Raw genomic sequence first — 23,857 nt, 5'->3', positions numbered from 1 at the left:
GGCGGCCGGCCATGGGAGCTACTGGCGGAAGCCCAGCCGGATCAACGTCGTGAAATCCCGCTCGACGTACGACCAGAGCGATCCGACGATCCGATCCAGCTCGTCTTCGTCGACGCAGTGGGTCGGCAGCTCTCCGGTCAAGTACAGGGCATCTTCGGGGCCGATGCCGTAGCGGGCGCCTACCAGCGAGTGGTTGCGGCGCAGCACGAAGTCCGCCACGCTGTTGGGCCGATGCTGCGGTGCCGGCAGCACATAGGACTCATAGGCCAGCGTGCGCTGGCGCAGCGTCAGCCAGATCGCAATCACGTCGCGCGATTCCCCTGACAGACGCAGATACCAGCGACGCGGCACGTCGGCGTCGCGGGTGACGTCGAGCAGCAGCGGGCGCTCGTCGGGACCGGCAGCGGACTGCGACCGAGCCCAGTCGGCCAGCCAAGCGTCCAGACGAGCCTCAAGCTGATTGAGCTCCGCATCGGTTGCGGGGCGGCGGGTCACCTCCCCAGCCGCGGCCGGCTCACAGGCAAGCGACCAGTTCGCGCTGTGCTGCTGCTTCGAGCACTTCGAGCGCTGCCGATGCGCTGGCACGCCAGCTGCAGCGCTCTGCGCGGCGAGCGCCGGCGTCGCCGAGTCGCAACGCCAACAGCGGATCGGCGAGAATCTCGATGATCCGACGCGCGAACGCGTCGCTGCTGCGTCCGGCCACGAGGTAACCAGTGCGTCCTTCCACGATGTTGTCGCGCAGGCCGCCCACGTCGGACGCCACAACCGGCGTCCCGCAGGCTGCCGCTTCGAGCGCGACCAAGCCGAAGGATTCCGACCGGCTCGGCACCAAGCACACATCGGCGGCCCGGTAGTAGGTCGACAGCAGATGATGCGGCAGCGGCTCGACGAACCGCACGTGCGGAGCAATCGACAATTCTTCAGTCATGGTCTTGAGCCGTTCAAGCGTCGCCTCGCCTTGGGGGCCGCTGGGACCACCGACGATGACCAGCTGGGCCTCAGCACCCGCCGCGCCGGAGGCTCGGATGGCTGCGAGGGTCTCCACTGCCAGTTCGGCACCCTTGAGCGGCTGCAGACGACCGACGAACAGCAGCACGGGACCCGGTCCAATGCCGATCGCCGCCCGCGCCCCATGACGCTGGCCGGGCGCGAAGATGGCCCGGTCCACGCCCGGCGTCAGCACGTGCAGCCGCTCGGCAGGCGCGTCGTACAGGGACCTGAGCTGGCCCGTCTCGACAGCGCCCGAAGTGAACACCGCATCTGCACAGTCGATGATGCGCTGCTCGGCGTCGCCACGGTGACGCGGCTCGGCATCACCGGCGTCCGCCTTGACGCGCCCGAGCGTATGAAAAGTGACAGCTAAGGGAACGCCCAGGCGGTGCTTCAGCCGGTGTCCCGCCACGCCGCTGAGCCAGTAGTGGGCGTGAATGGCGTCCACCGGGCATCCCGTCAGATGCTCTGCGACGTGGTCGGTGAACGTGGCAACCACCGCCGGCAGGTCCCGCTTGTCCAGAGACGGCGCACCGGCGTCGACATGGATGACCTGCACTCCCGGCTCCACCTCGAGCCGATGCGGCTGTGACCAATCGGTACGACGCGTGTAAATCTCACCCTCGACGCCGAGGTGCGCCAGCGACGCAGTGAGCTCTCGCACGTACACGTTCAAGCCGCCGCCGTCGCCGCTGCCGGGCTGGTGTGTCGGCGAGGTGTGCATGCACAGCACCGCGACTCTCACGGCGCGGCCGCCGGTGTCCGATGGGCTGCAGCCATGTCAGTGACGGCCGCTTCATGCGATGCAGCGGGGACCACGGCGGACAACGCTACGCAGATCATCGGAACACTGCAGAGCAGTTCAACCCACAGCAGTAAACCCAGGGACAGGACCGTGGCGAGGCTCGCAGCAAGCGAACGCGTTCAAGATGCAAGCCGTGACGTCGCTACCTCAATCGATGCCTCAGATGGGCACGAGCCCGAGACCCCACATCCACGCCAGGGCCGTGACGCTCAGCGAATCGAGCCTGCGCACCGCCCATTCCCCGATCATTCGCTGCCAAGCATCTCGGCGTCGGCTGCTGGACGCGGACACGGGTCGATCCCATCCGTCCCCTCCACGTGGAGCCGGTCGCGAAGCCAACGCAGTGATCGGTCGGGCAATGGCAGGACCCAGCGGCAGCGTCAGCACAGCAATAGCGCCGAATTTGACGGCATCGTCAGGAGCGAACGGCGGCACGCTCAAGCCGGTCAGGGCGAAAATGGCGATTGCCGCCGCTACGGCGCCGGCAAGCGGGCCCCGCAGGCCCAGCGGCCGGCCGGCTGCACTCAGATGGGCACCGGCGTCGTACGCCCCGGCTGCGCACACCAGCACGAGCGCCGCGCCGAGTGAGTAGCGGGCAACTGCGGCGGCGCACGCAGCCGCAGTGCCGACCTGCAGCCACGTGCACATCAGCCATCGTGCCCGCACCAGCACCGGCTGGGGCACCCCACCGACCGCCGATGCTGCTGGGCTCGTCGGGTCCGCTGCGACTGCTGGGGGCGCTCGGTCCGCCGAATCCGCCTGATGCACCCGACTTGCTGCGCTGGCTGCTTGGGCTGGGCCAGTCGAGGGCTGTAGACGCAAGGCAATGGCCACCAGCAGGTTCGCCGCGATCGCCGCGACCACCACGGCGCCCGCCAGACGCGTATCGAGGACTGCTGCGGATCCCAGTGCGCCGGCGAGCACTCCGGCAGGTGCGCGGTAGCTCACAGGCAGCAACCGCGCAGCGCATGCGGCATCGCCGTTGGGCGATCCGCGGGGGGCGCCCGCTGCTTGCCAAGCTGCGAGCATCGCAATCCCCGTGACGGCAAACCCGAAGGTCGCGGCCCCCGCTCCCAAGGCAGCCAGCAGCGCGACGAACCAGATCAGCCCTGCGCTGATACTGGCGTCGCGCAGCGCAACCGCAGGACCAAGCCACTGCGCGGCTGCCGATATCCGTCGTTGCGCCGGCCCGAGACCGGGCGACGCCGGCACTGCGCCGATGTCGCTCAGCCGCCCGAGACGGGCGGCAGCACCGCAAGCTCGTCGCCATGGCTGAGCTGCGTCTCCCCGAGTGCCGGCTCGCCGTTCAGCCACACTCTGCTGGCAGTCAGCACCGCGCTGAAGCGCTCGCCGTAGCTGGCTTCTGCCCAGTCGAGCGCTTCAGCCACCGAAGCCGCCTCGGTCTGGATGCTGCCGACTCCAGCGGCTTCGCGCGCTGCCGCGAACAAGCGGATCGTGATCTGCGGCATTGCCGAGATGCTACTGAGCGCTGCGCAGGCGCCCCGCTACCGTCATGGGTCGTGACACGGCATGCAGAGCTGTTGGCAGTGCGTCATGGCCAGTCCGAATGGAACCTGCTCGGACGCTGGCAAGGTCAGGCGGATCCTGCACTGACGGCTCTCGGCGAACGGCAGGCGGAGATCGCGGCGATGAGCCTGCCCGCCTTCGATCTCATCGCGTCGAGCGACCTGCAGCGGGCTCGCCGCACAGCGGAGATCATCGCAAAGCAGGTCGGCGTCAGCGACGTCGTGACCGATGAAGCGCTGCGTGAACGACGCGCCGGGCCCTGGGAGGGTCTCACCAGAGCCCAGATCGAACGGGGCTGGCCCGGTGCGCTCGCGGCCCGCCGATGGCCGCCCGGCTTCGAGCCTGAGGACAGCATCGCCGAGCGGCTGTTGCCAGCGCTCCGGCAGCATCTGTGTGGTGGCGGTCGCGTCTTGCTGGTGGGCCACGCAGGCGTGCTCAAGACCCTCGACGCCCGTGTGGGCCTCGACGACGAGCGGGTACCGAATCTGGCAGGGCGCTGGTTCTGGCTTGACGGCACCGCGGCCGATTTGTCCTGGGGCTGGAGTCAGCTGGTGCCCGGTCACCGGGTGGAACTGGTGTCCTCCGATGTCGATCTGAGGATCGAATAGACGCTGCTGCGCCGTATGAGACTGCTGCTGTGCTGGGGTCGGGGGGAAAAGCCTTGGCGTGACCAGCCGGACGGCTACTCAGGACTCGGGCAGCCAGGACGTGACGGCGGCGGGATCGATGTCATCGTCCGCCAGCAAGCTCAGGGTGCGTTCCGCGCGTGTCAGCTCATCCTCGATGGCATCGAGTTCGCGGTCGCTGAGCAGCGCCGTCTCCGATGCCGCCTCCGTCTCTGTGAGGTGTCGAGTCGCCGAAGGTGCAAGTCCAGGCGGGTCGTCGGTCACCGCCCGCAGGCTAGGTGTTGCATTCGGTGAAGCTGCCGACGCGTGATGCAACTGCTCAATCTGTGTACGAGACGCGTTGCGCGACGCGGCCGCGATTTTCGGCAGAGTCCCGAATTCTCAAGGGAACGCAGCGCGCCAGACCCGCCAGCGCTGGCACCGCCACCAACGACACCGCCAACCCCGACAAGCCGGACAGCGCGAATGCTCCAGGCCGGGACCGCGAGGTCAAGAACGAGACCTGCACAGGCACACACAGGTCGGCCAAGCGTTGTTTGACCGGCTTGCGGCACCTGCTGTCGGTCGCCGAGCGTGAAGGATGCTGCAAAAGTCGCTGGCGCGGCTTGCGCAGCCGCGGTAGCTTGCGAACATGCCCGCCGACATCGCATGGAACCAGCTCACAGCGCTCAGCAGCATCTTCGCTTTCGGCACCGCGCTGACACTCACCATCGTGAAACTCATGGTGACACCCCTCGCCCGCCAGATCACCACCGTCTCCGCGAACCTGAACGACCTGCGCACAGACCAACAGGCCATGCGCACAGAACTGAAAGAAGAGCTGCACGAACAGCGCGCCGAGACCAACCGGCAGTTCGACGCGCAACGCGCGGAAGCCAATCGGCAACTCCAAGCGCAGCGCGCCGAGACCAACCGGCAGTTCGACGCGCTGCGCGCCGACAACGAAGAGCTGCGTGCCGACGTCAAGGAGATCAAGCACGACGTGGCGCTCATCCGCGAGCGAGTCGCGCGGCTCGAAGAACGCCCCGCCATCGGCACCACGCCGGCAATCGCCTGAACGCCGGCGCGCCGGCGCGGCACCGCTGAGGGATCTGCTCAGCGGCGGGGGATCGTGTGGGAGGCGTGCAACGACTCGAAGTTCTCCAGCGCACGGCCGGCACCGAGCACGACCGTCTCCAGCGGAGACTCCGAGCGCAACACGGGCACACGCGCTTCGGATGCGATGCGCTGATCCAGGCCTCGCAGCAACGAGCCGCCGCCCACCATGAGCGCACCGCTGTGGATGAGATCCTGCGCCAGCTCAGGCGGCGCGTCGCTCAGGCACTCCAGTACGGCCTCGAGAATCAGCTCGACCGTTTCGACCAGGGCCGAGCGCACTTCGGTCGGGGTGATGAGAAACGTTCGCGGCAGCCCAGTCGTCAGGTCGCGGCCCTTCACCTCCGCGTCGAACTTGTCATCGACCGGCCACGCCGAGCCGATGCTGATCTTCAGGTCCTCCGCCGTGCGCTCGCCGATGGCTATGCCGTGCGCCCGTCGTGCGTAGTTCATCAATGCCGTGTCGAAGTCGAATGACCCCACCCGGACCGCGCGCAGCGACACCAGGCCGCCGAGCGACACCATGGCGATCTCGGCGGTGCCGCCGCCCACGTCGATGACCAACGAGCCGGTGGGCTCGTGGATCGGCAGGCCCGAGCCGATGGCAGCGGCCAACGGCTGCTCGATGAGCCGAACGTCGGAAGCCCCCGCGCGCCGTGCGGCCTCGATGACCGCTCGCCGTTCGACCGGCGTGATCAGCGACGGCACGCAGACCGCAACGCGGGTTCGGCCAAAGCGGCCGACACCCACGCCCTGCAAGATGAGCCGGATCATGCGCTGAGTGATGTCGAAGTCGGTGATGGCACCATTGCGCAACGGACGGGCGGCGATGATGTAGCTGGGCGTTCGCCCGATCATCTGCCAAGCTTCACGCCCGACCGACAGCACGTCGCCGGAACGCTCATTGAGTGCGATGACCGACGGCTCGTTGAACACGATGCCGCGTCCACGCTCGTACACCAACGTGTTGGCAGTGCCGAGATCGATCGCCAGATCACGAGCCAGGACGACGCCTCTGGTCGCGGAACGTCAGCCGGTCGTGCCGTCGAGCCGCTGCCGGCGGACGCGCCGTTGTCGGACGGTTGAACCGCTCGTCCGCTGACTGCGCAGCGAGCGTGCGGCTGACTGCGGGGCTCGGTGGCTGTCGGCGGACCGGGTCTGGCAGTTCGCCAATGTCAGCGGCTGGCAACACTGAGTAGTCGCGCTCGACCAGTCGGATGCTCCTCGGCACCTGCGCCGCCGATCTCTGCGCTGACCCGGGAGCAACAGACTCCGTGGGGTCGCCGCGCAGCGCCCTCCGCCGACGTCGGCGGCTAGGTCGCCGGCGCCGGGCAGCAGCGGAGGCGTCTCGGGCCTGTGGTGGCGCGATCGACTCCAACCTGCGTCGAAACCGCTCGGTGTCGTCGTCGGACACCCGCTGCCGCCCGATACGAGCGCACACGCCCAACACCATCAGACCCAGCAGTGGCACCACCACCGCGATGGCCAAGAACAGCAGCGGGCTCATGCGCTCGGTACCTGCGCAATCGGCTGCGACTGCAAGCCCCAATCGGTCCCGGCGTCATGGTGTTCCTGCTTCCAGATCGGCACCGTGGCCTTCAATGTGTCAATGCCGAAACGAGCAGCGTCGAACGCCGCTTCCCGGTGCGGTGCAGAGACGGCCACCACGACGGAACTCTCGGTGAGACTGAGCGTGCCCACCCGGTGCAGCAGCACGGTCTTGCGCACGCTCGGCCACCTTCGGCGCATCTCGGCGGCGATGTCGGCGAGCCGGGGCGTCACTTCGGACTCGTACGCCTCATAGCACAGATGCGTCACACCCGTGCGGTGCTCGGCGTGATCCCGGACCGTGCCGGAGAACAGCACCACCGCCCCGGCGGCAGGGTCGAGCGCCCACTGGTAGACGGACTCGATCGACAACTCGCCGTGGGTCAGCTCCACCCAACTGTCGGCCGACCCGGCTGCGCCGTTGACGGGCGCGCCGCCGGAGGGCACTCGGGAGCGCGGCACCTTCATCATCGCAAAGCGTAGGAGCGCCGGAGCCAAGTCGCAGCCGCCCAGACGCCGGCCGCAAGCGTCGCTGCGGCACCGAGCAGTGCTGCGTGTTGGCGCTGGCCGGCATTCAGGTCGTCCCAGGGCATACCGGCATCCGCCACCACAAACGCCTGGGCGCTGCTGTAGCGGGGCGCCCAGCCTGCCGCCCGCAGCCGATCGTTGGCCACCACCCAGCTGTAGCGCGTGAACGGCAGCAGGCCCTCGGGGGCAGCATGGCCCACCCGTCGCGCCACATACCGGTCGAGACGCTTGGGCAGCGGCAGCGGCAGCCGAATCTTGGGGCGGGCGCCCAGCAGCGCCCGCAGCTCGCCCGGCGTCAGCCACCCGTCGGGCGCCACATTGAATGCGCCAGACAGTCGGCGCCGGGTCACCAGCGCCACCGCCGACACCAGATCGTCCAAGTGCAAGAACTGCACTGGCGGATCGTCGCTGCCCGTGCGGATCGGCGCGGCAGCAAGCATTGCCTCGCCGATCGGGCCGCCCATGCCGCTCGACACCACCGGCGCCGGCCGCAGGATCGCCACGGAGCGGGCGGTGCCTTCCGGCGCCGCACCGCCCCACTCCAGCGCCATCCGCTCAGCGAGACCGTGACGGGTCGCCCAAGATGCTTCCGCGTTGGGACGTACCGGCAGGTCCTCCGAGATCGGCGTGGGATGGTTCGGCCAGGCGCCGTACACGCTGGCGCTCGACACCAGCGTGAGATGCCGCACCTCGTCCGCCGCGGCCAGCACCCGGCGCATCCGATCCGAGGTCACGTCACCGCTCAGACGCAAGTACACCAACGCGTCGGCGCCGGCCAGGTCGTACTCGTAGTGCTCGCGGTTGGCGTGCTCGAGGGCATGCTGGTCCAAGTGGGTCGCATCGTCAGCGTCCAGCACGTCGAACGACTGGGCGAGCCGATGCAACACCCGGGCGCCGATGACGCCACCCGTACCTGACACGGCCAGTTGCGCCATCGGATGCGCGTTCAGACGCCGGTCACGGGATGCATGACAACGCCAGTATTGCCCGACCTGGACTGCCCGGCCACGTCACCACCTGATCGTCCACTGCGCGGCACGCGGCACCGCACGCCTGAGCGCTGCGACCGGCCCTACCATGCCTACGTGGCCGACGATGACGACAGACATCCGTTCTCCGGCATACCGTTTCTCGGCGATATCGCATCCTTGCTGAGCGGCAGCGAGACCGCCCTGTGGGAAGGTGCCCGCCAGGCAGCCACGCAGCTCGCCGGCGGCGGCAAGCCTGAGCACAACGTGGATCCGCTCGAGCGGCATCGCCTGAGCGAGATCAGCCGCGTCGCGGAGCTCCACGTGGCTCGCGTCACGCAGATGCAGGGCGCACCGCGCCTCGAGCCGGTCACCCGCTCGGGATGGGCGACCGACGCTCTAGGTGCCGTGCGCCCGCTGATGGACCGGCTGTCCAAGAGGCTGAGCCAGGACATCGGCCAGGACGCCTCGACGAGCCCAGACCCGTTCGCCGGCCTGCTCGCCATGATGAGCCCGATGACGGTGGCGATGACCGCCGGCATGATGGTGGGCCACCTTGCGGCTGGTGCCTTTGGCAACTCGGACCTGTTGATCCCCATGCCGCGCACGCTCATCGTGACCGCCAATGTCACAGCATTTGCGGACGAATGGAGCCTTGAAGCGGACGACGTGATGCTGTGGGCTGCCATCCGAGAGCACGCGATGCACGCCGTGCTCGCCCAGCCGGACATCGCAGGACAACTGGAGGCACTGTTGCGGCACCACATCGAGGGTTTTCGCCCCCGGGACCGCTCTTTGGACGTGGAAGAACTCGGCCTCGCAGACTTGGGCCTCGACGATCTAGGCCTCGGGGACCGAGGCGGAGAGCACTTGGGCGGGCCGGATTTCTCTGGGTGGTTCGGCAGCGACGGAAGCCCGCCAGAATCCCGATCGCAGATGCACCGCCAGCTCCACCAGCAGCTCCAGCGCATCTTCGGCAATCCCGAATTGCTGCTCGGCGTGGCCCGCGACGACCGCCATGACGACACCAGCCGTCTCGAGACGCTGATCAGCGTGCTGACCGCCTACGTCGACGACGTGATCGCGCAGGCAGGTCGTCGCCTCATCGGCGGGTACGAAGCGCTCAACGAGGCTGTCCGCCGGCGGGACGTGGGCACGCAGGGGGCCGACTACGCCGACCGTCTGCTGGGCATCCGGCTCAGTGCCGAGGCCCGCGGCCGCGGCGAGCGCTTCATTGCCGGCGTGATCGAACGCGCGGGCAGGGAGGGGCTGACACGCCTCTTCGAACCTGGCGGACTCCCCACCCCGAACGAGTTCGATGCTGCGGGCCTGTGGCTGGCACGACTGGACCTGAACGACGCTCACTAGGCGTGCGGTCGCCACCGCGAGCCTTCGGCATCTCAGCCGCGACGAATCCTGGTGCGCACCCGAGTTACGATGACCTCCGACGGCGGCCGTCGGCCACGCGCCAGCGCCCAGAGTCCGCCTGCGTACAGCACCACGGCGACGATGCCGGCAATGCTCAACAGCACCGCGCCGGCCCGGAGCGGCAAGATGCCGCTGGGCACAGTCACCGGCACCAACGCTCCGACCACCCACATGAGCTGGAAGCGGGTCTCGAAGCGGGCGAAGGTCCGCCCCCGGTCAGCCGGCACCTCGTCGCGCTGCACGATGGCGTCGAAGCACAGCTTGCCCAGCGCCGACATCAACCCCATCACTAAGGCCAGCACCAGGACAGACAAGCGGTCCGGCGCTGTCGCCACATAGAACGAAACCGCCGCTGCCAGCATCAGCGTGCCGGCCAGCAACACCTCCTCTCGGATGCGGCTTCGCAGCAACGGAGCAGACACGGCCCCGAGCAGCTGTCCGACTGCGCTGGCGGTGAACATGAAGCCGAACCACCACGGCGCTGCGTCGTCGTTGCGCAACCAGAAGGCGATCAGGAACAAGGTGAAGCCGGTCATGGCCCGCACGACGCCCATCGCCGAGCCGGCCAGCAGCATCCCGCCGCGCCGAGTCGATGCCACCGGCGGTGCGGACGGCGGGCGAGGTGCGACCTCGGACCGCTCAGACCGGGGCGATCTGCCGTGGCCGGCACTGCGCCGCGGGCGAATCGCGGTGCGCGGCAGCCGAGCCGCCGGAAACGTCATCAACACGAACACCGCCGCCGCCAGCACGAGCACCCAGCGGGAGGAGATCAAGCTCAACAACACACCCGGCCCCGCAGCCAGCGCGCCGCCCAGCCCGCTGAGCAGCATCAGCTTCGAGTTCGCTTCGACCAAGTCGCGTTCCTCGCGCACCAGCCCCGGCACCACGGCACTCTTGGCGACGTGGTACGCCTTGCCTGCCACGAGCGCGCCGAACGCCTCAGGGAACAACAGCAGCGAGTCCAGGTGTCGCACCATCAACAGCGCCAAGACCGCGCGAGCGATGCCGGCGCTGATGATCATCCCCCGCCGACCGCCGCGACGGCGGTCCACCAATGGACCGATCAACGGACCGACCACGGCGAACGGGGCCATCGTCACCAGCAGATACAGGGCCACCTTGGGCCGGGCGGCCGCAGGGTCGAGATTGAAGAACAGCGACCCGGCCAACGCAATCGCGATCAACGCGTCGCCGGCCGCAGAGAGCAGGTGGGCACGGGCAAGCCACGTGAACGGCTGCATCAGCCGGCAGTCTCAATCGGGATTGTTCGACGCACGCTCGTAGCGATAGCCAAGACCGCGAATTGTGGTGATGCGCTGCGGCGACGCCGGGTCGTCTTCGATCTTGGCCCGCAGCCGTTTGACGTGCACATCGATCGTCTTGGTGTCGCCCACGTAGTCGTAGCCCCACACGTTGTGCATCAGGCTGTCACGGGTCACGACCTTGCCGGCACGCCCGAGCAGGTACCTGAGCAGTTCGAACTCCTTCAGCGCAAGGGCGACCAGCTCGCCGCCCACTCGCACCTCGTGCCGGTCGATGTCGAGCGCCACATCGCCTTCGACGAGACGGGCCGTTTCCGTCTCGGCAGCATCCGCTGGGGACGTCGGCGGCTGAGCCCCTGCGCGGCGCAGCACCGCGCGCATGCGGGCCACCAGCTCGCGCAGCCGATACGGCTTGGCCACGTAGTCGTCGGCCCCCACTTCCAGGCCGACGACAGCGTCGATTTCTTCGCCTCGGGCGGTCACCATGATGAGCGGTACGCGTGACTGCTTGCGAATCTCACGGCACACGTCGAGACCCGACATGCCCGGCAGCATGACGTCCAGCAGCACCAGGTCGGGTACCGACTCGCTGATCTCGGCCAGTGCCGCGCGGCCGTCGGCAGCAGTTCGCACCTCGTATCCCTCGCGTCGCAAGCCCACCGTGAGCGCTTCGGTGAACGACGGCTCGTCATCGACGACCAGCACCGACGTCATGTGTTTGCCGTCGCGCGTTCACGACTGCTCGTTCGCGGCAGCGGACTGACGCTTGTGGGTTCGTGCCGAATGACGTCACGGCGCTCGAGTACGCCCGAGGCGGGGAGCCTGAGCGTGAATCTGGTGCCGACCCCCTCGCGGGTGTGCAGCATGACCTCGCCGCCGTGGTTCATGGCGATGTGGCGCACAATGCTCAGGCCCAAACCCGTGCCGCCCGTGGCTCGCGCCCGGGCCTTGTCGACACGGTAGAAGCGCTCGAAGACCCGCTCAGTCTCATCGGCGGGTATGCCGATGCCTTGGTCGTCTACCACGATGTCCCACCAAGCGGCACCCTGAGTCTCATCGACCTGCGTCTGTGCTGCCGGCGCTTCCGCATCAAACCGAGCCCTGCTGTCGGACGAGCCTGCGCTGGAGGCATCTTGGTGGCCCGCTGCTCGGTGACCGGTGCGGGTCACCGAGGCGTCGGCCTCAGCCAGCACGGCTGAGGGCCGCGCGTCGGAGCTGGGCAGGACCGCCAAGCGGACCTGCGCGCCGGGATCGCTGTACTTGATGGCGTTGTCGACCAAGTTGCCCACCGCCCGCAGCAGCTGGCCGCGGTCGGCGTGCAGCACGATCTGAGACTGAGCGTGCGTTGCACTCAGCTCAGCATCACCGGCAGCATCGGGTGGGAATACCAGTGACACGCCGTGCTCGCGGGCGTGCTCGGAATACTGCTTGGCCACCTCGCGCAGCAGCGGCACCACCGACACCGGCGCGTGCCGCGTCGAACCCTCCAGCTCCACCCGGCTCAGCTCCAGCAGATCGTCGATGATGTGGCGCACCCGGTCGGCCTCCGCACTGATGCGGTCGACGAGCCGGCAGCGCACCTTCGGGTCCCCTTCGTCGGCGAGCGTCTCGGCCAGCAGCGAGATCGCCCCGACCGGTGTGCGCAGCTCGTGGCTCAGGTTGGCCACGAAGTCTCGACGCACCTCGTCGGTGCGCACCCCTTCGGTGCGATCCGCCATCACCGCCACTGCGCCGAGCGGGTCGTTGTCGCTGCCGAGCTGACGCGCGCTGATCTCGATCACCCGCGGCGGCGGACCTGTCAGCTTCACGGTTCGCGATCGCTCCCGGCCGTCGCCGGCCGACGCGAGCAGCTGGCCGAGCCCGGCACCGACGAGCGCCATCGCGTCGCGGGCAGCGAGCATCTCGTTCGCCACGGCGTTGGTGGCGCACACGCTGCCGTCCTCATCCGCCAACACCACACCGACGGCAAGCTCGTCAATCGCGAGCTGCCACCGAGCCGCGTCGCGTCGGGCTGCCGCGGTCGTCGCTGCCGCCATCGCAGCCTGGGACTCCAGGCGCTCGGCGGCCACGGCTCGCTCGCGCATGCTCCGCACCATCACCAACGCCAACGCCAACGCAGTCGCCGACACCGCTGCGAGAGCACTCGCCAGCAGAATCATGACGTCACATCGTTTCCTGGGCCCGCCGGGCGCGAGCCCGGCTGGCGCCCAGATGCTCCGGCAGCTGGCCGGTCACCAAGAATTGCACCCGCTGAGCAATGTTGACTGCATGGTCGCCGATGCGCTCGTAGAAGCGGCCCACCACGGCAAGCTGCACAGCTTGGGGCGTGTCGATCTGGCCGGTGTTGCGCGACGCGAACACCGCGTCGAGGTACTGACCGTGCAGGTCGTCGAGCACGTCATCGACGTCGTTGAGCACCGATGCAAGCCCGGCGTCGCGGTCTGCGTAGGAACTCATGGCCATGACGGTCAGCCGCACCGCCTGCTGGCGCATGCGGTCGAGCAGGCCGCGGATGCGAGGCTCCAACACGGCACCGTGCAGGCGAACCACGGCCTTTGCAATGTTGGTCACCAAGTCGCCGCTGCGCTCGATCTCAGAGATCATCCGCAAGTCGGTCAAGATGGTGCGCAGATCGACAGCCACCGGCTGCTGCAGTGCGAGCAGGTGTACGCACTTCTCCTCGACCTCGATGCTGAGCAAGTCGAGTTCGTCGTCTGCGGTGATGATCTGGTCTGCGCTGCCGATGTCGCCGGCGAGCAGCGCGGCAGTCGCCGCGGAGATGCCCTCGGCCACCAAGCCGCCCATCTGCACGAGATCAGCCCGAACCTCGTCCATCAGCTGATGGAAGTCGGTGCGAACGTCTTCGGTCATGCGTGCAGTCTGTCGTGCCGGTGCCACCTCGGCAGGCAGCGGCTGGCCGGTCGAGTGCCCAGTCCCGAGCTCTGCCGCGTGCTCAGCCGACCCGCCCGGTGATGTACGCCTCCGTGCGGGGGTCCTCGGGGTTGGTGAAGATTGCGCTGGTCGGCGCAACCTCGACCAGCTCGCCGGTGCGCTGCCCGCGCTCGTCCGCCTGCACGGAGAAGAACGCCGTCATGTCGCTGATGCGAGCGGCCTGCTGCATGTTGTGCGTCACGATGATGATGGTGTAGTCGGCCTTCAGCTCGGCGATGAGTTCCTCGATGCGGCCCGTGGCGATCGGGTCGAGCGCGGAACAAGGCTCGTCCATCAGCACCACGTCGGGCTGCACCGCGATCGCCCGGGCAATGCAGAGTCGCTGCTGCTGACCGCCTGACAGGCCGTAGGCGGACGACTTGAGCCGATCCTTCACCTCGTCCCACAGCGCTGCACGGGTCAGCGAGCCCTCCACCACGTCGTCGAGCTGGGACCGCTTGACACCGGCCAAGCGGGGACCGTAGGCAATGTTGTCGTAGATCGACTTAGGGAACGGGTTCGGCTTCTGGAACACCATGCCGACCCGGCGCCGCACCTCCACCGGGTCCACCTGGTCCTGATACAGATCGACGCCGTAGTAGTTGATGGTGCCCTCCACGCGGGCACCCTCGATCAGCTCGTTCATGCGGTTGAAGCAGCGCAAGAACGTGGACTTGCCGCATCCGGAAGGACCGATCAGCGCCGACACCTGGTGCTCGGCGACATCCAAGGTGACATCGCGCAGTGCCCGGAAGTCGCCGTAGTACACGTCGACGTCCGCGCACTCGAAGACGTTGCTGGTTCCCGTCTCGTCGGTCTCAGCCTCGATCTCGCTGTGACGGCCTGATGCGACGGTGACGCCGCTCACGTCGATGCGAGCGGACAGCGCGGCGGTCGTCGATGCCGGCGACGTCTGTCGCGTCTGCGGCTGTTGGCTCGGCTCTCGCGTCATGGCGACCTTCTCGCTGCTCACATCTGACCTTCGTTCGTTGGTCGGTCCGTTGCTCGCACCAGCACGCCTCACCTGCGCTTGGGCTACCACTTCTTCTCGAAGCGGTGGCGCAAGTAAATCGCCAAGCCGTTCACCGCCAGCACGAGCACCAAGATGATGACACTTGCCGCAGCGGCGTTCGTCCCCCAGTCCGCGCCGGGCTGACGAGCGAAGTTGAAGATCAGCACCGGCAGCGCGGTGTACGGGCCGGTGAACGTCTCGAACACGTTGGCGTCGCCGTAGCTCATGAATCCGGTGGCAGCCCCGACCAGGATCAGCGGCGCCGCTTCGCCCAGCGCGCGCGCCAGCGCCAGCACGGTGCCGGTCAGGATCGTGGACAGGGCAGCGGGCAGCACTTGGCGCGAGAGCACTTCCCATTTGGTGGCCCCCACGCCGTAGGCGGCCTCACGCAACGACGACGGCACGGCCTTGAGCGCTTCGACCGAGGTGATGACGACGATCGGCAGCACCATCGCCGCCAACGTCATGCCGCCTGCGATGACCGTCTTGCCTTGGGTGAACCCTGAGATCGACTGCACGAACACCGTGAGGCCCAGCAGGCCGTACACGATGGACGGCACACCGGCCAGATTGCGGATGTTCAGCTCCACGACGCGGGCGAAGCGGGAGCCTTGTGCATACTCGACGAGGTAGATGGCCGTGGCGACACCGATGGGCACGGCGAACGCGCCGGTCGCCACCGCGACCTGCAAGCTGCCGATGATGCCCTGCCAGATACCCGCCTCGCCGGCGGAGCGCTGCGAGAAGCCGTGGGTCAGGAAGTACCAGAGGTTCCCCGTCAGCACCTCCCAGCCGTCCACCACCATGACGGCAAGCAGCACCGCCAGGAATCCCGAAGCGAACACGGTGGCGGCGATGAGCAGCCACTTGAACACGACCCCCGTAGCGTCAGATCCGTGGCGGCGACGCAGCCCTGCTGCGGTGTCGGCGGCGATGGCGGCGGGCGAGCTCAGCACAGACATCTCAACACCAAGCCGCTCAGTATCTGTTCTGCAGCCGGCGAACGATGACGTCGCCCGCCATGTTGAGCACCAACGTGATGACGAACAGCAGCGCGCCGAGGAAGTAGAGGCTCTGGAACGCCAGGCTGTTGCCGGCGACTTGGTCGGTGCCCAGACCCAGCGCGGCCATGGCCGAGGTGATCGTGCCGCCCGACTCGGTGAGTGCTGCATTGAACAGGGACGTGTCGCCGCCGCCGGACGCGATCGTCACCACCATCGTCTCGCCGATGGCCCGACTGAAGCCGACAATGGTTGCGGCCATCAGACCGGACAGGGCGGCCGGCAGCACCACGCGGATCGACGTGGTGGCCTTGCGGGCGCCGAGACCTGCAGAGGCTTCCCGCAGTGCCTGGGGCACGGCCCGCAAGGCGTCTTCGGCGATGGAGGCGATGAGCGGAATGACCAGCAAGCCCACCGCAATGCCCGCAGCGAGCTTGTTGAAGTAGTTGATGTCGTCGAAGAAGTTGCTGAGGAGCGACGGCGTGATGAAGCTGATGGCGAACACGCCGAGCACGACGCTCGGCACGCTGGCCAGCAGCTCCAGCGTGGGCTTCATGATCTTGCGGACCTTCGGGTGCGCGTACTCAGAGAGGTAGACCGCGGCGCCGAAGCCGGAGGGCACCGCCACCGCCATGGCGATCAGCGAGATCTGCGCCGAGTTCACCAGCAGGGTGGTGAGGTCGAACAGGCCCCGTCGGGGGAACCAGCCGATGTCGACGAGCTTGGTGAATTCCACTTGGCTGACGAACGTCCACGCCTCCGAGGCCACGGTCCAGATGATCAAGGCGCTGACCAGCACGGTGGTGGCGGCAGCACCCATGAACAGCCAGCGGACGGTGGTGGAACGCACCCGGCGCATGGGGGAGGTCTGCAGGTCCGCGGCAGTGAGCGGAGCGTGGTTCGGGGTGAGCGTCATGAGGCTGGCTTCAGGTCTACTGCGGTTCTGCGGCCAGTCTGCGTCAGCTTTGCTTCACGAGCTTCACGAGAGGGCACTCAGAAGTTGCTGCCTGTAGTCAGGTTGACCCAGTTGCTGCGGGACTGCTCGAGGTCGACGGCGTCCAAGTTGACGTAGCCCGCCTCAACGACGTAGGTCTGGCCCTCGTCGCTCAGCATGAAGTCCACGAACGCCTTGACCGCTGGGTCCGACGCGTAGGACGCGTCGATGTAGGTGTAGAGGAACCGCGCAATCGGGAACTCTGCCGACGCAATGGTCTCAGGCGTGGGGGACACGCAGCCGTCGCCGCCGTCGACTTCGAGCAGCTTCACCTCGTCGCGCTGCTCGTCGGCGAACGCGAAGCCCACCCAGCCGAGGCTGTACTGGTTGCCGGCGACGCCGTCGATGATCACGTTGTCGTTGGCCGAGGCGTTGTAGTCCGGTCGTACCGCGAATTCGTCGCTGGCAGCACCCGCTTCGGCGCGACCCTCCCAGACGTCCTCGAGGGCGATCTCGATGAGGCTGTCGAAGGTACCCGACTCCTCGCCCGGAGCGAAGATCTCGAGCGCGGCATCCGGGAATGGACCGGTTCCGCCCAACTCGGCGTTCAGCTCGTTGGCGTCGGCCCAAGTGGTGAACCCGGTGGCTTCGATGCCGACGAGGCTGTACAGGTCCTCGAAGGTCAAGCAGTCGATCGCGTCGTTGGCGGCCGAGGAGATCACCGAGATGCCGTCGATGCCGACGCGCAGCTCGATGAAGTCGATGCCGGCGCCATTGATGCACTCGGCCTCGGAGTCCTTGATCTGACGCGAGCTGTTCCAGATCGGCACCTCGCCGGCGCAGGCCGCCTTGTGGCCGTCACCGGAGCCCGGGCCGGCAACCGAGAAGGCCACGCCCGGGTGTGCCTCGGAGAATGCCTCGGCCAGCAGGTTCGTGACCGGCTCGACCGTGGAGGAGCCGGTGACGTTGATGGCGCCGCTGAGCGAGGCCGTTGCGCCGTCGTGATCGTGGTCGTCGTCGGCAGCATGCTCGTGATCGTCACCAGAGGCGGGCTGCGCTGCGGTGTCAGCAGGGGCAGCGGTGGTGATCGCATCGCTCGCCGTTCCACTGCCGCATGCAGCACCAACCAGCGCGAACGCAGCGACTATCGCAAGCAGCAGCCTCGTGCGGCGCAGACCCCGGTGGGCGTCAGGGCACCACAGACGATGGCGGTCGGGCAGCGTCGCGGACATCTCGATGCTGCAACGGTGTGAAGGTGAAGGGGAAATTCGCATGAGCGCGGACGCTACGAAGCGTCGGTGACATCACAGGTCGTTGACGGTGAACGATGCTCGGGGATGTGGTGAACGACCCGTGAACGCAGTTCGGGTCGTGCGCCGGCTTTAGAGGCTCTGTACCGGGAGGTCGTCCTCGACCGGCATGCCGAGGTCCCAGTGCAGCTCGTAGTTCTCACGCTCTGCGTCACGCACCACCCGCTCGCGGTTGCGACGGAACTGCGGATCGTGGGGCGGGAGCAGCTGGAGGCGTGCGTTGGCACGTCGGCGGAACTCGTTGACAGCTGCGTCGTCACCGTAGAGGCCCTCGATCTCCCAGTGCGGTGCTACCGGCCCGAGGTAGACGATGCGGATGCCCACCTCGGGGGGCCGTTGCTCTACGTCGGTTGCGATGTCGGTCACGGGGTTCCTCGACTGGGCGGGGCGGGCGTGCTGGTGAGCTGCTGCGCGGACGCGGCGCTGTGCCGACCCAGCTCAGCAGCGCTCGCGTGGGGCACAAGGGTACCGCTGCCGTTCCAGCCGGCAGCACAAGAGTTTGCCGCTTCAGGGAACCAGAAGGCCCCGTGCAGCGTTAGTGCTCATGATGACGTTGCAAACCAATACGGTCTACGAGCAGCAAGAGTGCGGCTCGAATGTCCACGTACTCAATCCTCGGGCACCGAGTGCTCGTAGGCCGCGCGCCTCCGAGCCGAGCATTCACGAGTTCAGTGTCCTCCAGCGGCACGGTCCGGGTTCGGAGCGCCTAGCGGCCGAATGGATGACGCGCCGGCGGTGTTCGGACATCGCCACCGACGTGTTCTTTCCCCACGACGGCGCAGGCGTCGTCGCCGCTCAGCGGCTGTGCGCCGAATGCCCGGTGAAGGATCCGTGCCGCGAGTACGCGCTCGCCCACCAGATCAGCCACGGCGTGTGGGGCGGAACCTCCGAGCGTCAGCGCCGCCGGATCCTGCGCGACCGCCGACGCGCAGCGGACTCCGCCAGCGCTGTGGCCTCCCGCAACGGCTGGAGCCGCGCAAGCTGAGAACAGGCCAGCTGGATCTGTCGGCTGGAAGGGCGCTGCCCCCGAGCACGCGCCGCCGGGCGTGACATCGGCGAGCGCCCGCCGGCAGCGCTCGACCGCCGATCGGCGGCTCAGGACTTCTTGGATTTGGCTTTGGACTTGGATTTGGCTTTGGACTTGGCGGTGCCGGAGCTGGTGTTGCTCGACGAGCTGTCGTCAGACGCCGGAGCTTCGTCGGACTCGTTCACGCCTTCGCGAAACTCTCGCTGAGCTTGACCCAGCGACCGTGCCAGCTTGGGCAGCTTGGCGCCGCCGAACAGCAACAGCACGATGACCAGCACGATGAGCAGCTCAGACGGTCCGGGTGTGAATGCGAGCACGCCTCAAGCGTAGCAGCAGGCTTCGTGCTCCTTGGCCACAACCGCTTCGGCCACGACACTGCCAGTCCGGCGCAGCACGCCGCCGTGCGGCGCGGCGAGCCTGCAGCGGTTCAGCTCGCGGCTGCACTCCTCGTCAGCGCTCGCTGGCGGCGCAAGCGGCGGCGCTCACGCTCGCTCATGCCGCCCCAGATGCCGAACTTCTCGCTGTTGCGCAGCGCGTACTCGAGGCAGTCGTCGCTGACGACGCAGCCCCGGCAGACGGCCTTGGCTTCACGGGTGCTGGCCCCCCGCTCGGGAAAGAACAAGTCGGGATCGACACCGAGGCAGTTCGCCTGGTCCCACCAGTTGCCCATCGGTAGTTCGACTGCTATGTCGGTTGCAAATGCCATCTGCGATCTCCGATTGCTCCTGCCCGTCTCGGCGGCCGTGCGTGCCGGCCGTCAAGGTTTCGAGCATGTAGTTACATCTATGTGACTTGACATTCAACCCGATGGGTGTCACGCGCGCAAGTGGCAATCTGCACAGATGCGTTGCAGCTGTTTGGACACCGGGGCCGCTGCCCCAGCCCCACCGGGTCTGGAACTCGGGGTGGGACTGCGCGCTCAGGCATCTTCGGCAGGCATCGCTGCGGACTCGGACAGCTCGACATCGCCGACCAAGGCACCGACCAACGGAACTTCGGTTGCGGAGCTGTAGCGCACGGTGACGCGCACGAATGCTCCCTCGACGCTGCGCTCCACGTCCAGCCGGCTCGGATCCAGCGGAGCGGCAGCCTCCACGGCGTCTCGAACAGCTTCCATCGACGGTGCCACCGACGCGATGCGTGCGCCGACGCGGGCGGCGTGCGACACGAGCACTGCGTCTCGCGCAACCAATGCGGTCTGGACGACGCACATGAGCAGGAACACCAAGAACGGCAGCAGCAGCGCCAACTCCACTGTCGCCTGGCCGCGCTCACTCGGCGGGCTGGGACTCAGGAGATGGCCTTGGTCAGATAGTTGAACACTGCGTCGAGCAGGCGACCGACCTTGCCGGTGCTGGTCGCCCAAGCCGTGACGGCCGCAACCAGCAGCGCGATGGCACCCGTCAGCAGCGCGTATTCGGCCGTGGTCTGGCCGGATTGATCGGCTTCCAGTCGATGCGTGCGGCGCAGCGGCTGGTGCGAACGCCCCACCGAGACCGTGGAGTGCCGCGTCGGATGTCCGCTCGCAGGCCGGGCCAGATGCTGCGGCAGTTGTCGGGGCAGGGATTGCAGATGGTGGGGCACGAGTGCTCCTTGGGACTCAGATGACGGTCGGTGAGTGGTGAGATGCAATACAGAGCAATACAGAACAGAGCAATACAGCCATGACGTGGTGAGCGTGAACATTGCGAGCTGCCGGGTGCAAGGGTCTTGCCAGGTCGTGCGAACAGTGGTCTGCAGGGACCGAGCCGAGCACGTCAGCCGCCGAACGCCGCGACGAGCACGGGCACGATGGCGACCAGCCCGAGCGCGGGGAGGACGCACAACACCAGCGGGAACAGCAACAGCACCGGCAAGCGGCGGACCTTGCCTTCCAGCCTGCGGCGGCGGTGCTCGCGCAGCTCCCGACCGAGGCGTCCCAGCTCGGGCGCCAGCGGGATGCCGGTGCGCATGGAGCCCACCACCGCAGCAGCAAACGCGCGAGCGTGCGGGCCGCACGCCCCGCCGAATTCGTCCAACGTCTCGTCCAGGTGATGGACGGCACCGTGGACGGACAGTGCGTGCCTGATGGCGCTGGAGGGTTCCAGGTGTCCGAGCGCAAGCTGCAGCGAAGCGCTGATCGACAGGCCTGACGTCAAGGCCACGTGCATGACGTCGACGATGGATCCGAGTTCGTTCGCTACGCGGTCGGGCGGGATCTTGCTGAGGTCGGCACCGCGGGCCAGCCGGTCCGCGTCGACCATGTGCATGAGTCGTCGCCGGACCGGTTCCGGGCGACAGGCGAATCCGCCCCAGCAAACAGCAGCAGACGCAAGCATGCCGATGACCAGCGGATTGGAGAGCACCACACTGGCGAGCAGGGCGGCAGCGAGCACAGCGTCGACCGTCATCGCAGCGCCCGCGCCACCGCGGCACGCATCCACGACACCCCTGCGAACTCCAACGCCAGCGCACCGGCCGCGCACAGCCAGCCCAACGGTGTGGACGTGAGCACTTGGGCGGCAGCACCACCTTCGGCGAGCAACGCCAGCGCAACAGCCCACGGCAGCGCTGCCACGACCCACACCGACGCTCGAGCCTGCGCAGCGTGGACACGAGCCTCGGCGGCCATGTCCGCACGAGCGCGGACGGTCGCTGCGACGTGGTCGAACAGCTGAGGCTGCGCGCCCACTCGATCTGACGCCAGCGTGACCGCGGTGGAGAGCAGCGCCGCCTCCGAAGTCTGTTCGCGGACCGCCCAGCGCTGCGCCGCGCGGCTCAGCGTCACCCCGCGTTCGTGCTCGGCCACGATCTGCTCCAGCGGACCCGACATGGGACCGTCAGCGGCGGTCCGCAGCGCTTGCAGCATCGTGTCGCCACCCGACAGCCTGCGCGACACTGCTGCGCAGAAGTCGCCGATACACGCGGAGCGGGCCGCGACTGCCTGCGCGGCGCGGCGACGGTCGCGACGCCTGCGACACCACGCGCGGGCCGCGGGCGAGGTGATGCCTCCTGCGCACGCCAGCAACACGCTGAGCCTCAACATCGGTCCTCGACACCTGCTTGCAGCACACCGGACCTCACTGGTGAACTGCCACAGTGCTCACCGGTGCCGGCAGTGCAGCCCGTTTCCATGAACCGTCGTTGCGCACCTCGTAGACAGCTGCGACGCTTCGGTGGCCGTCGGTGCCGCGCCGCATGTGGACCAGACCGTCGAGCACCGAAGCGATGTGCGCAGCCACATCGCCCACTGCACCGCCGGCCCGCGCGAGCTGCTCGAACCGCCACAGCGCATGCGCTGGGTCGTCTGCGTGCAACGTGGACAACGAACCGCGATGACCCGTGGTGAGCGCCTGCAGCAGCGCCGCCGCTTCGGGGCCGCGCACCTCGCCGATCACCAGCCGGTCGGGCCGCATGCGCAGCGCCGCAACGACAAGCTCGGCCATCGTGACGGCCCCGACCCCGTCTACGTTCGGGGGCTGGCCTTCGAGTCGCACCGTGCCGGCGGCGAGCCTTGGCAGTTCTGCGGCTTCCTCGACGACTACGAGGCGTTCTCTCTCGGCTATCGGAGCGAGCAGGCTCGCCAGCACCGAGGTCTTGCCGGTGCTGGTTGGACCGAAGACCATCAGGTTGGCCCGCTCGGCAACGAGACGGCTCAGGCAGGCGACGGTCCCGGGGGCGGCGAATTCGTCCAAGCGGCGAACGGCTGCGGGAAAGCGGCGCAACGTGATGTACGGCCCGTCCACCGCGACCGGCGGCACTGCGATGTGACAGCGTGTGCGGTCGTCTAGCCGCACGTCGACCATCGGCAGGCGACGGTCCACACGCCGGCCGGTGGGCCCCAGCAGGTATTCCACCAGGCGGTGTACCTCGGCTGCGCTGATGCGGCCTGCTGCGCACAGGCGGCCGCGGCGCTCAACCATGATCGGCCCAGGGCCGTTGATCATCACCTCGGTCACATCGTCGTGCAGCCAGATGTCTGCGAGCGGTCCGACGCCGGCGAGGCGAGCGAGCACTTCGGACACGAGATCGGCGGCGCGTCGGCGATCGATCAGCGGCGCCGCACCTTCCACAGCAGCCTCAACATCGCTGGCCGCCGGAGACGGCGCCGGCAAGAACTGCTCGTGGATCTCCTCCACGAAGGCGGTGCTCGATGGCGACAGCACTGCCGAACCGCGGCTCACAGGAACGCGTCCAGCGACCGCGCGGACTTGGCACAGCGATCCAGCAGCAATCCGGCATCTGCCCAGCGCGAGATGGAGCGATCGACTGCCACGACCGCATCGGCCTGGCGCCCCAACGCGGCCTCGATGTCGACGAGGCCCAACGCTCGCTGCGAATCCGTCAGCACGATCACGTCGTCGACGTCGGACACGACTTCGCGCGCGCGGTGCAGTGCCTGGTAGCAGCACGTCATGGTGAGCAGGCACCGGACCCGCGGGCCTGCCACGCGGTCGAGGGCGCCTCTGCCTCGGCCGGCATCGATGATGTTGACACGCGGCTTGCCGGCCAGCAGCGACCACAGCGTGCCGAGCCGAGTGTCGTCGATGTCGCCGCTGCCGCGCGGCAACAAGCTGATGCCCGGCGCGACGTCCACGGCGAGCGCCGAGGCAGCGCCCAGCGACAGTTCCTCGGCCGCGGTCCACTCGGCGATCCCGGGCAGATCGCCGGCTGTACCCAGCACCACGCCGAAGTCGCCCGTGAGATCCACGAGCACGACGTCGCGGCCCGCTCGTCGCGCGCTGTTCGCCGCAAGCAGGGCCGTCACCGTGTTGCCGACTCCGCCTTTCGCACCCACATAGGCATAGATCATTGGCACTCCCGAATACATGGTGAATTATGGAAATTGATCGTGAAATACGATCATTGCCATTGCGTCGGCGTGC

The 23,857-nt window shown here is 68.0% G+C and carries 29 protein-coding genes; 4 read left to right on the top strand and 25 right to left on the bottom strand.

The features are described from left to right. Window positions 1–18: 18 nt before the first annotated feature. The 4 genes from ACOGI4_RS03530 to ACOGI4_RS03515 form a co-directional block, all read right to left on the bottom strand. On the bottom strand, window positions 19–495 hold the full coding sequence (locus ACOGI4_RS03530; RefSeq protein WP_419842554.1) for a YbjN domain-containing protein: 477 nt from the start codon (window positions 493–495) through the stop codon (window positions 19–21). A 19-nt stretch (window positions 496–514) separates the two neighbouring features. Further along, entirely contained in the window at window positions 515–1,714 is a 1,200-nt protein-coding gene (locus ACOGI4_RS03525; RefSeq protein WP_419842553.1) for a glycosyltransferase, read from the bottom strand. A gap of 240 nt (window positions 1,715–1,954) precedes the next feature. After that, window positions 1,955–3,007, bottom strand: coding sequence for a hypothetical protein (locus tag ACOGI4_RS03520; protein WP_419842552.1), 1,053 nt, complete (start codon window positions 3,005–3,007; stop codon window positions 1,955–1,957). A 14-nt stretch (window positions 3,008–3,021) separates the two neighbouring features. Further along, window positions 3,022–3,264, bottom strand: coding sequence for a MoaD/ThiS family protein (locus ACOGI4_RS03515; protein WP_419842551.1), 243 nt, complete (start codon window positions 3,262–3,264; stop codon window positions 3,022–3,024). 51 nt (window positions 3,265–3,315) lie between these two features. Here ACOGI4_RS03515 and ACOGI4_RS03510 point away from each other — a divergent pair, with 51 nt between their 5' ends. Beyond that, window positions 3,316–3,930 carry a histidine phosphatase family protein gene (locus tag ACOGI4_RS03510; protein ID WP_419842550.1) on the top strand — a complete coding sequence of 205 codons (615 nt, stop codon included), beginning with the start codon at window positions 3,316–3,318 and terminating at the stop codon, window positions 3,928–3,930. Between the two features lie 78 nt (window positions 3,931–4,008). Here the strand turns inward: ACOGI4_RS03510 and ACOGI4_RS03505 are convergent, their stop codons facing one another. Further along, window positions 4,009–4,212, bottom strand: coding sequence for a hypothetical protein (locus tag ACOGI4_RS03505; RefSeq protein ID WP_419842549.1), 204 nt, complete (start codon window positions 4,210–4,212; stop codon window positions 4,009–4,011). A 367-nt stretch (window positions 4,213–4,579) separates the two neighbouring features. Here ACOGI4_RS03505 and ACOGI4_RS03500 point away from each other — a divergent pair, with 367 nt between their 5' ends. Then, window positions 4,580–5,005 carry a hypothetical protein gene (locus ACOGI4_RS03500; protein ID WP_419842548.1) on the top strand — a complete coding sequence of 142 codons (426 nt, stop codon included), beginning with the start codon at window positions 4,580–4,582 and terminating at the stop codon, window positions 5,003–5,005. Between the two features lie 38 nt (window positions 5,006–5,043). Here ACOGI4_RS03500 and ACOGI4_RS03495 read toward each other — a convergent pair whose 3' ends face one another. The 3 genes from ACOGI4_RS03495 to ACOGI4_RS03485 form a co-directional block, all read right to left on the bottom strand. Next, window positions 5,044–6,048: a rod shape-determining protein gene (locus ACOGI4_RS03495; protein WP_419843082.1), complete on the bottom strand. Its 1,005-nt coding sequence runs from the start codon at window positions 6,046–6,048 to the stop codon at window positions 5,044–5,046. 498 nt (window positions 6,049–6,546) lie between these two features. Beyond that, window positions 6,547–7,059, bottom strand: a complete 513-nt coding sequence (locus ACOGI4_RS03490; RefSeq protein ID WP_419842547.1) for a molybdenum cofactor biosynthesis protein MoaE — start codon at window positions 7,057–7,059, stop codon at window positions 6,547–6,549. Further along, window positions 7,059–8,054: an NAD-dependent epimerase/dehydratase family protein gene (locus ACOGI4_RS03485; protein WP_419842546.1), complete on the bottom strand. Its 996-nt coding sequence runs from the start codon at window positions 8,052–8,054 to the stop codon at window positions 7,059–7,061. Before ACOGI4_RS03485 ends, ACOGI4_RS03490 begins: the two co-directional genes overlap by 1 nt. Before the next feature lie 150 nt (window positions 8,055–8,204). Between ACOGI4_RS03485 and ACOGI4_RS03480 the strand changes: the two genes are divergently transcribed. Next, window positions 8,205–9,455, top strand: a complete 1,251-nt coding sequence (locus tag ACOGI4_RS03480; protein WP_419842545.1) for a zinc-dependent metalloprotease — start codon at window positions 8,205–8,207, stop codon at window positions 9,453–9,455. 32 nt (window positions 9,456–9,487) lie between these two features. On the opposite strand, the gene ACOGI4_RS03475 is transcribed toward ACOGI4_RS03480, so the two are convergent. From ACOGI4_RS03475 to ACOGI4_RS03435, 9 genes are all read right to left on the bottom strand, one after another. Then, window positions 9,488–10,756, bottom strand: a complete 1,269-nt coding sequence (locus tag ACOGI4_RS03475; RefSeq protein WP_419842544.1) for an MFS transporter — start codon at window positions 10,754–10,756, stop codon at window positions 9,488–9,490. Between the two features lie 12 nt (window positions 10,757–10,768). After that, window positions 10,769–11,491, bottom strand: a complete 723-nt coding sequence (locus ACOGI4_RS03470; RefSeq protein WP_419842543.1) for a response regulator — start codon at window positions 11,489–11,491, stop codon at window positions 10,769–10,771. Continuing rightward, window positions 11,488–12,936, bottom strand: a complete 1,449-nt coding sequence (locus tag ACOGI4_RS03465) for a sensor histidine kinase (protein WP_419842542.1) — start codon at window positions 12,934–12,936, stop codon at window positions 11,488–11,490. The genes ACOGI4_RS03470 and ACOGI4_RS03465 overlap by 4 nt, the downstream gene beginning before the upstream one ends. Before the next feature lie 4 nt (window positions 12,937–12,940). Then, window positions 12,941–13,648, bottom strand: coding sequence for a phosphate signaling complex protein PhoU (gene phoU, locus ACOGI4_RS03460; RefSeq protein ID WP_419842541.1), 708 nt, complete (start codon window positions 13,646–13,648; stop codon window positions 12,941–12,943). 82 nt (window positions 13,649–13,730) lie between these two features. Further along, window positions 13,731–14,660 (bottom strand): phosphate ABC transporter ATP-binding protein PstB, encoded by a 930-nt coding sequence (gene pstB / locus ACOGI4_RS03455; protein ID WP_419842540.1) that lies wholly within the window; start codon window positions 14,658–14,660, stop codon window positions 13,731–13,733. 83 nt (window positions 14,661–14,743) lie between these two features. Then, complete coding sequence (gene pstA / locus ACOGI4_RS03450; protein WP_419842539.1) at window positions 14,744–15,682, bottom strand: phosphate ABC transporter permease PstA; 939 nt, start codon at window positions 15,680–15,682, stop codon at window positions 14,744–14,746. 16 nt (window positions 15,683–15,698) lie between these two features. Further along, entirely contained in the window at window positions 15,699–16,637 is a 939-nt protein-coding gene (gene pstC, locus ACOGI4_RS03445) for a phosphate ABC transporter permease subunit PstC (RefSeq protein ID WP_419842538.1), read from the bottom strand. Window positions 16,638–16,714: 77 nt separating this feature from the next. Further along, a complete protein-coding gene (locus ACOGI4_RS03440) occupies window positions 16,715–17,887 on the bottom strand; it encodes a substrate-binding domain-containing protein (protein WP_419842537.1) in 1,173 nt (390 codons plus the stop codon). A 150-nt stretch (window positions 17,888–18,037) separates the two neighbouring features. After that, complete coding sequence (locus tag ACOGI4_RS03435; RefSeq protein ID WP_419842536.1) at window positions 18,038–18,331, bottom strand: hypothetical protein; 294 nt, start codon at window positions 18,329–18,331, stop codon at window positions 18,038–18,040. A gap of 178 nt (window positions 18,332–18,509) precedes the next feature. Between ACOGI4_RS03435 and ACOGI4_RS03430 the strand changes: the two genes are divergently transcribed. Further along, window positions 18,510–18,950: a WhiB family transcriptional regulator gene (locus ACOGI4_RS03430; RefSeq protein WP_419842535.1), complete on the top strand. Its 441-nt coding sequence runs from the start codon at window positions 18,510–18,512 to the stop codon at window positions 18,948–18,950. Window positions 18,951–19,060: 110 nt separating this feature from the next. Here the strand turns inward: ACOGI4_RS03430 and tatA are convergent, their stop codons facing one another. The 8 genes from tatA to ACOGI4_RS03390 all read right to left on the bottom strand — a co-directional run bounded on the left by tatA (window position 19,061) and on the right by ACOGI4_RS03390 (window position 23,784). Further along, on the bottom strand, window positions 19,061–19,309 hold the full coding sequence (tatA, locus tag ACOGI4_RS03425) for a twin-arginine translocase TatA/TatE family subunit (RefSeq protein WP_419842534.1): 249 nt from the start codon (window positions 19,307–19,309) through the stop codon (window positions 19,061–19,063). A gap of 110 nt (window positions 19,310–19,419) precedes the next feature. Continuing rightward, on the bottom strand, window positions 19,420–19,698 hold the full coding sequence (locus tag ACOGI4_RS03420) for a WhiB family transcriptional regulator (RefSeq protein WP_419842533.1): 279 nt from the start codon (window positions 19,696–19,698) through the stop codon (window positions 19,420–19,422). 213 nt (window positions 19,699–19,911) lie between these two features. Next, complete coding sequence (locus tag ACOGI4_RS03415) at window positions 19,912–20,247, bottom strand: TadE family type IV pilus minor pilin (RefSeq protein ID WP_419842532.1); 336 nt, start codon at window positions 20,245–20,247, stop codon at window positions 19,912–19,914. A 35-nt stretch (window positions 20,248–20,282) separates the two neighbouring features. Beyond that, window positions 20,283–20,576, bottom strand: a complete 294-nt coding sequence (locus tag ACOGI4_RS03410) for a Flp family type IVb pilin (protein WP_419842531.1) — start codon at window positions 20,574–20,576, stop codon at window positions 20,283–20,285. A gap of 173 nt (window positions 20,577–20,749) precedes the next feature. After that, on the bottom strand, window positions 20,750–21,382 hold the full coding sequence (locus tag ACOGI4_RS03405; RefSeq protein ID WP_419842530.1) for a type II secretion system F family protein: 633 nt from the start codon (window positions 21,380–21,382) through the stop codon (window positions 20,750–20,752). Next, window positions 21,379–22,017, bottom strand: a complete 639-nt coding sequence (locus tag ACOGI4_RS03400; RefSeq protein WP_419842529.1) for a type II secretion system F family protein — start codon at window positions 22,015–22,017, stop codon at window positions 21,379–21,381. The genes ACOGI4_RS03405 and ACOGI4_RS03400 overlap by 4 nt, the downstream gene beginning before the upstream one ends. Window positions 22,018–22,051: 34 nt before the next feature. Beyond that, window positions 22,052–23,155 carry a CpaF family protein gene (locus ACOGI4_RS03395; RefSeq protein WP_419842528.1) on the bottom strand — a complete coding sequence of 368 codons (1,104 nt, stop codon included), beginning with the start codon at window positions 23,153–23,155 and terminating at the stop codon, window positions 22,052–22,054. Beyond that, window positions 23,152–23,784: a hypothetical protein gene (locus ACOGI4_RS03390; RefSeq protein ID WP_419842527.1), complete on the bottom strand. Its 633-nt coding sequence runs from the start codon at window positions 23,782–23,784 to the stop codon at window positions 23,152–23,154. Before ACOGI4_RS03390 ends, ACOGI4_RS03395 begins: the two co-directional genes overlap by 4 nt. Between the last annotated feature and the right edge of the window lie 73 nt (window positions 23,785–23,857).

Origin of the sequence: Candidatus Poriferisodalis sp. (assembly GCF_965205175.1) — a bacterium.
Taxonomy (GTDB): domain Bacteria; phylum Actinomycetota; class Acidimicrobiia; order Acidimicrobiales; family Poriferisodalaceae; genus Poriferisodalis.
This window is presented reverse-complemented; position numbering and strand designations above follow the sequence as displayed.

Excerpts from the sequence above, each read along its gene's own strand:
- ACOGI4_RS03525 (WP_419842553.1), bottom strand. The coding sequence starts at position 1,714 with ATGCACACCTCGCCGACACACCAGCCCGGCAGCGGCGACGGCGGCGGC.
- ACOGI4_RS03515 (WP_419842551.1), bottom strand. The coding sequence starts at position 3,264 with ATGCCGCAGATCACGATCCGCTTGTTCGCGGCAGCGCGCGAAGCCGCT.
- ACOGI4_RS03500 (WP_419842548.1), top strand. The coding sequence starts at position 4,580 with ATGCCCGCCGACATCGCATGGAACCAGCTCACAGCGCTCAGCAGCATC.
- ACOGI4_RS03490 (WP_419842547.1), bottom strand. The coding sequence starts at position 7,059 with ATGAAGGTGCCGCGCTCCCGAGTGCCCTCCGGCGGCGCGCCCGTCAAC.
- ACOGI4_RS03485 (WP_419842546.1), bottom strand. The coding sequence starts at position 8,054 with ATGGCGCAACTGGCCGTGTCAGGTACGGGTGGCGTCATCGGCGCCCGG.
- ACOGI4_RS03475 (WP_419842544.1), bottom strand. The coding sequence starts at position 10,756 with ATGCAGCCGTTCACGTGGCTTGCCCGTGCCCACCTGCTCTCTGCGGCC.
- ACOGI4_RS03470 (WP_419842543.1), bottom strand. The coding sequence starts at position 11,491 with ATGACGTCGGTGCTGGTCGTCGATGACGAGCCGTCGTTCACCGAAGCG.
- ACOGI4_RS03465 (WP_419842542.1), bottom strand. The coding sequence starts at position 12,936 with ATGATTCTGCTGGCGAGTGCTCTCGCAGCGGTGTCGGCGACTGCGTTG.
- phoU (WP_419842541.1), bottom strand. The coding sequence starts at position 13,648 with ATGACCGAAGACGTTCGCACCGACTTCCATCAGCTGATGGACGAGGTT.
- pstB (WP_419842540.1), bottom strand. The coding sequence starts at position 14,660 with ATGACGCGAGAGCCGAGCCAACAGCCGCAGACGCGACAGACGTCGCCG.
- pstA (WP_419842539.1), bottom strand. The coding sequence starts at position 15,682 with ATGTCTGTGCTGAGCTCGCCCGCCGCCATCGCCGCCGACACCGCAGCA.
- pstC (WP_419842538.1), bottom strand. The coding sequence starts at position 16,637 with ATGACGCTCACCCCGAACCACGCTCCGCTCACTGCCGCGGACCTGCAG.
- ACOGI4_RS03440 (WP_419842537.1), bottom strand. The coding sequence starts at position 17,887 with ATGTCCGCGACGCTGCCCGACCGCCATCGTCTGTGGTGCCCTGACGCC.
- ACOGI4_RS03430 (WP_419842535.1), top strand. The coding sequence starts at position 18,510 with ATGATGACGTTGCAAACCAATACGGTCTACGAGCAGCAAGAGTGCGGC.
- ACOGI4_RS03420 (WP_419842533.1), bottom strand. The coding sequence starts at position 19,698 with ATGGCATTTGCAACCGACATAGCAGTCGAACTACCGATGGGCAACTGG.
- ACOGI4_RS03405 (WP_419842530.1), bottom strand. The coding sequence starts at position 21,382 with ATGACGGTCGACGCTGTGCTCGCTGCCGCCCTGCTCGCCAGTGTGGTG.
- ACOGI4_RS03400 (WP_419842529.1), bottom strand. The coding sequence starts at position 22,017 with ATGTTGAGGCTCAGCGTGTTGCTGGCGTGCGCAGGAGGCATCACCTCG.
- ACOGI4_RS03390 (WP_419842527.1), bottom strand. The coding sequence starts at position 23,784 with ATGATCTATGCCTATGTGGGTGCGAAAGGCGGAGTCGGCAACACGGTG.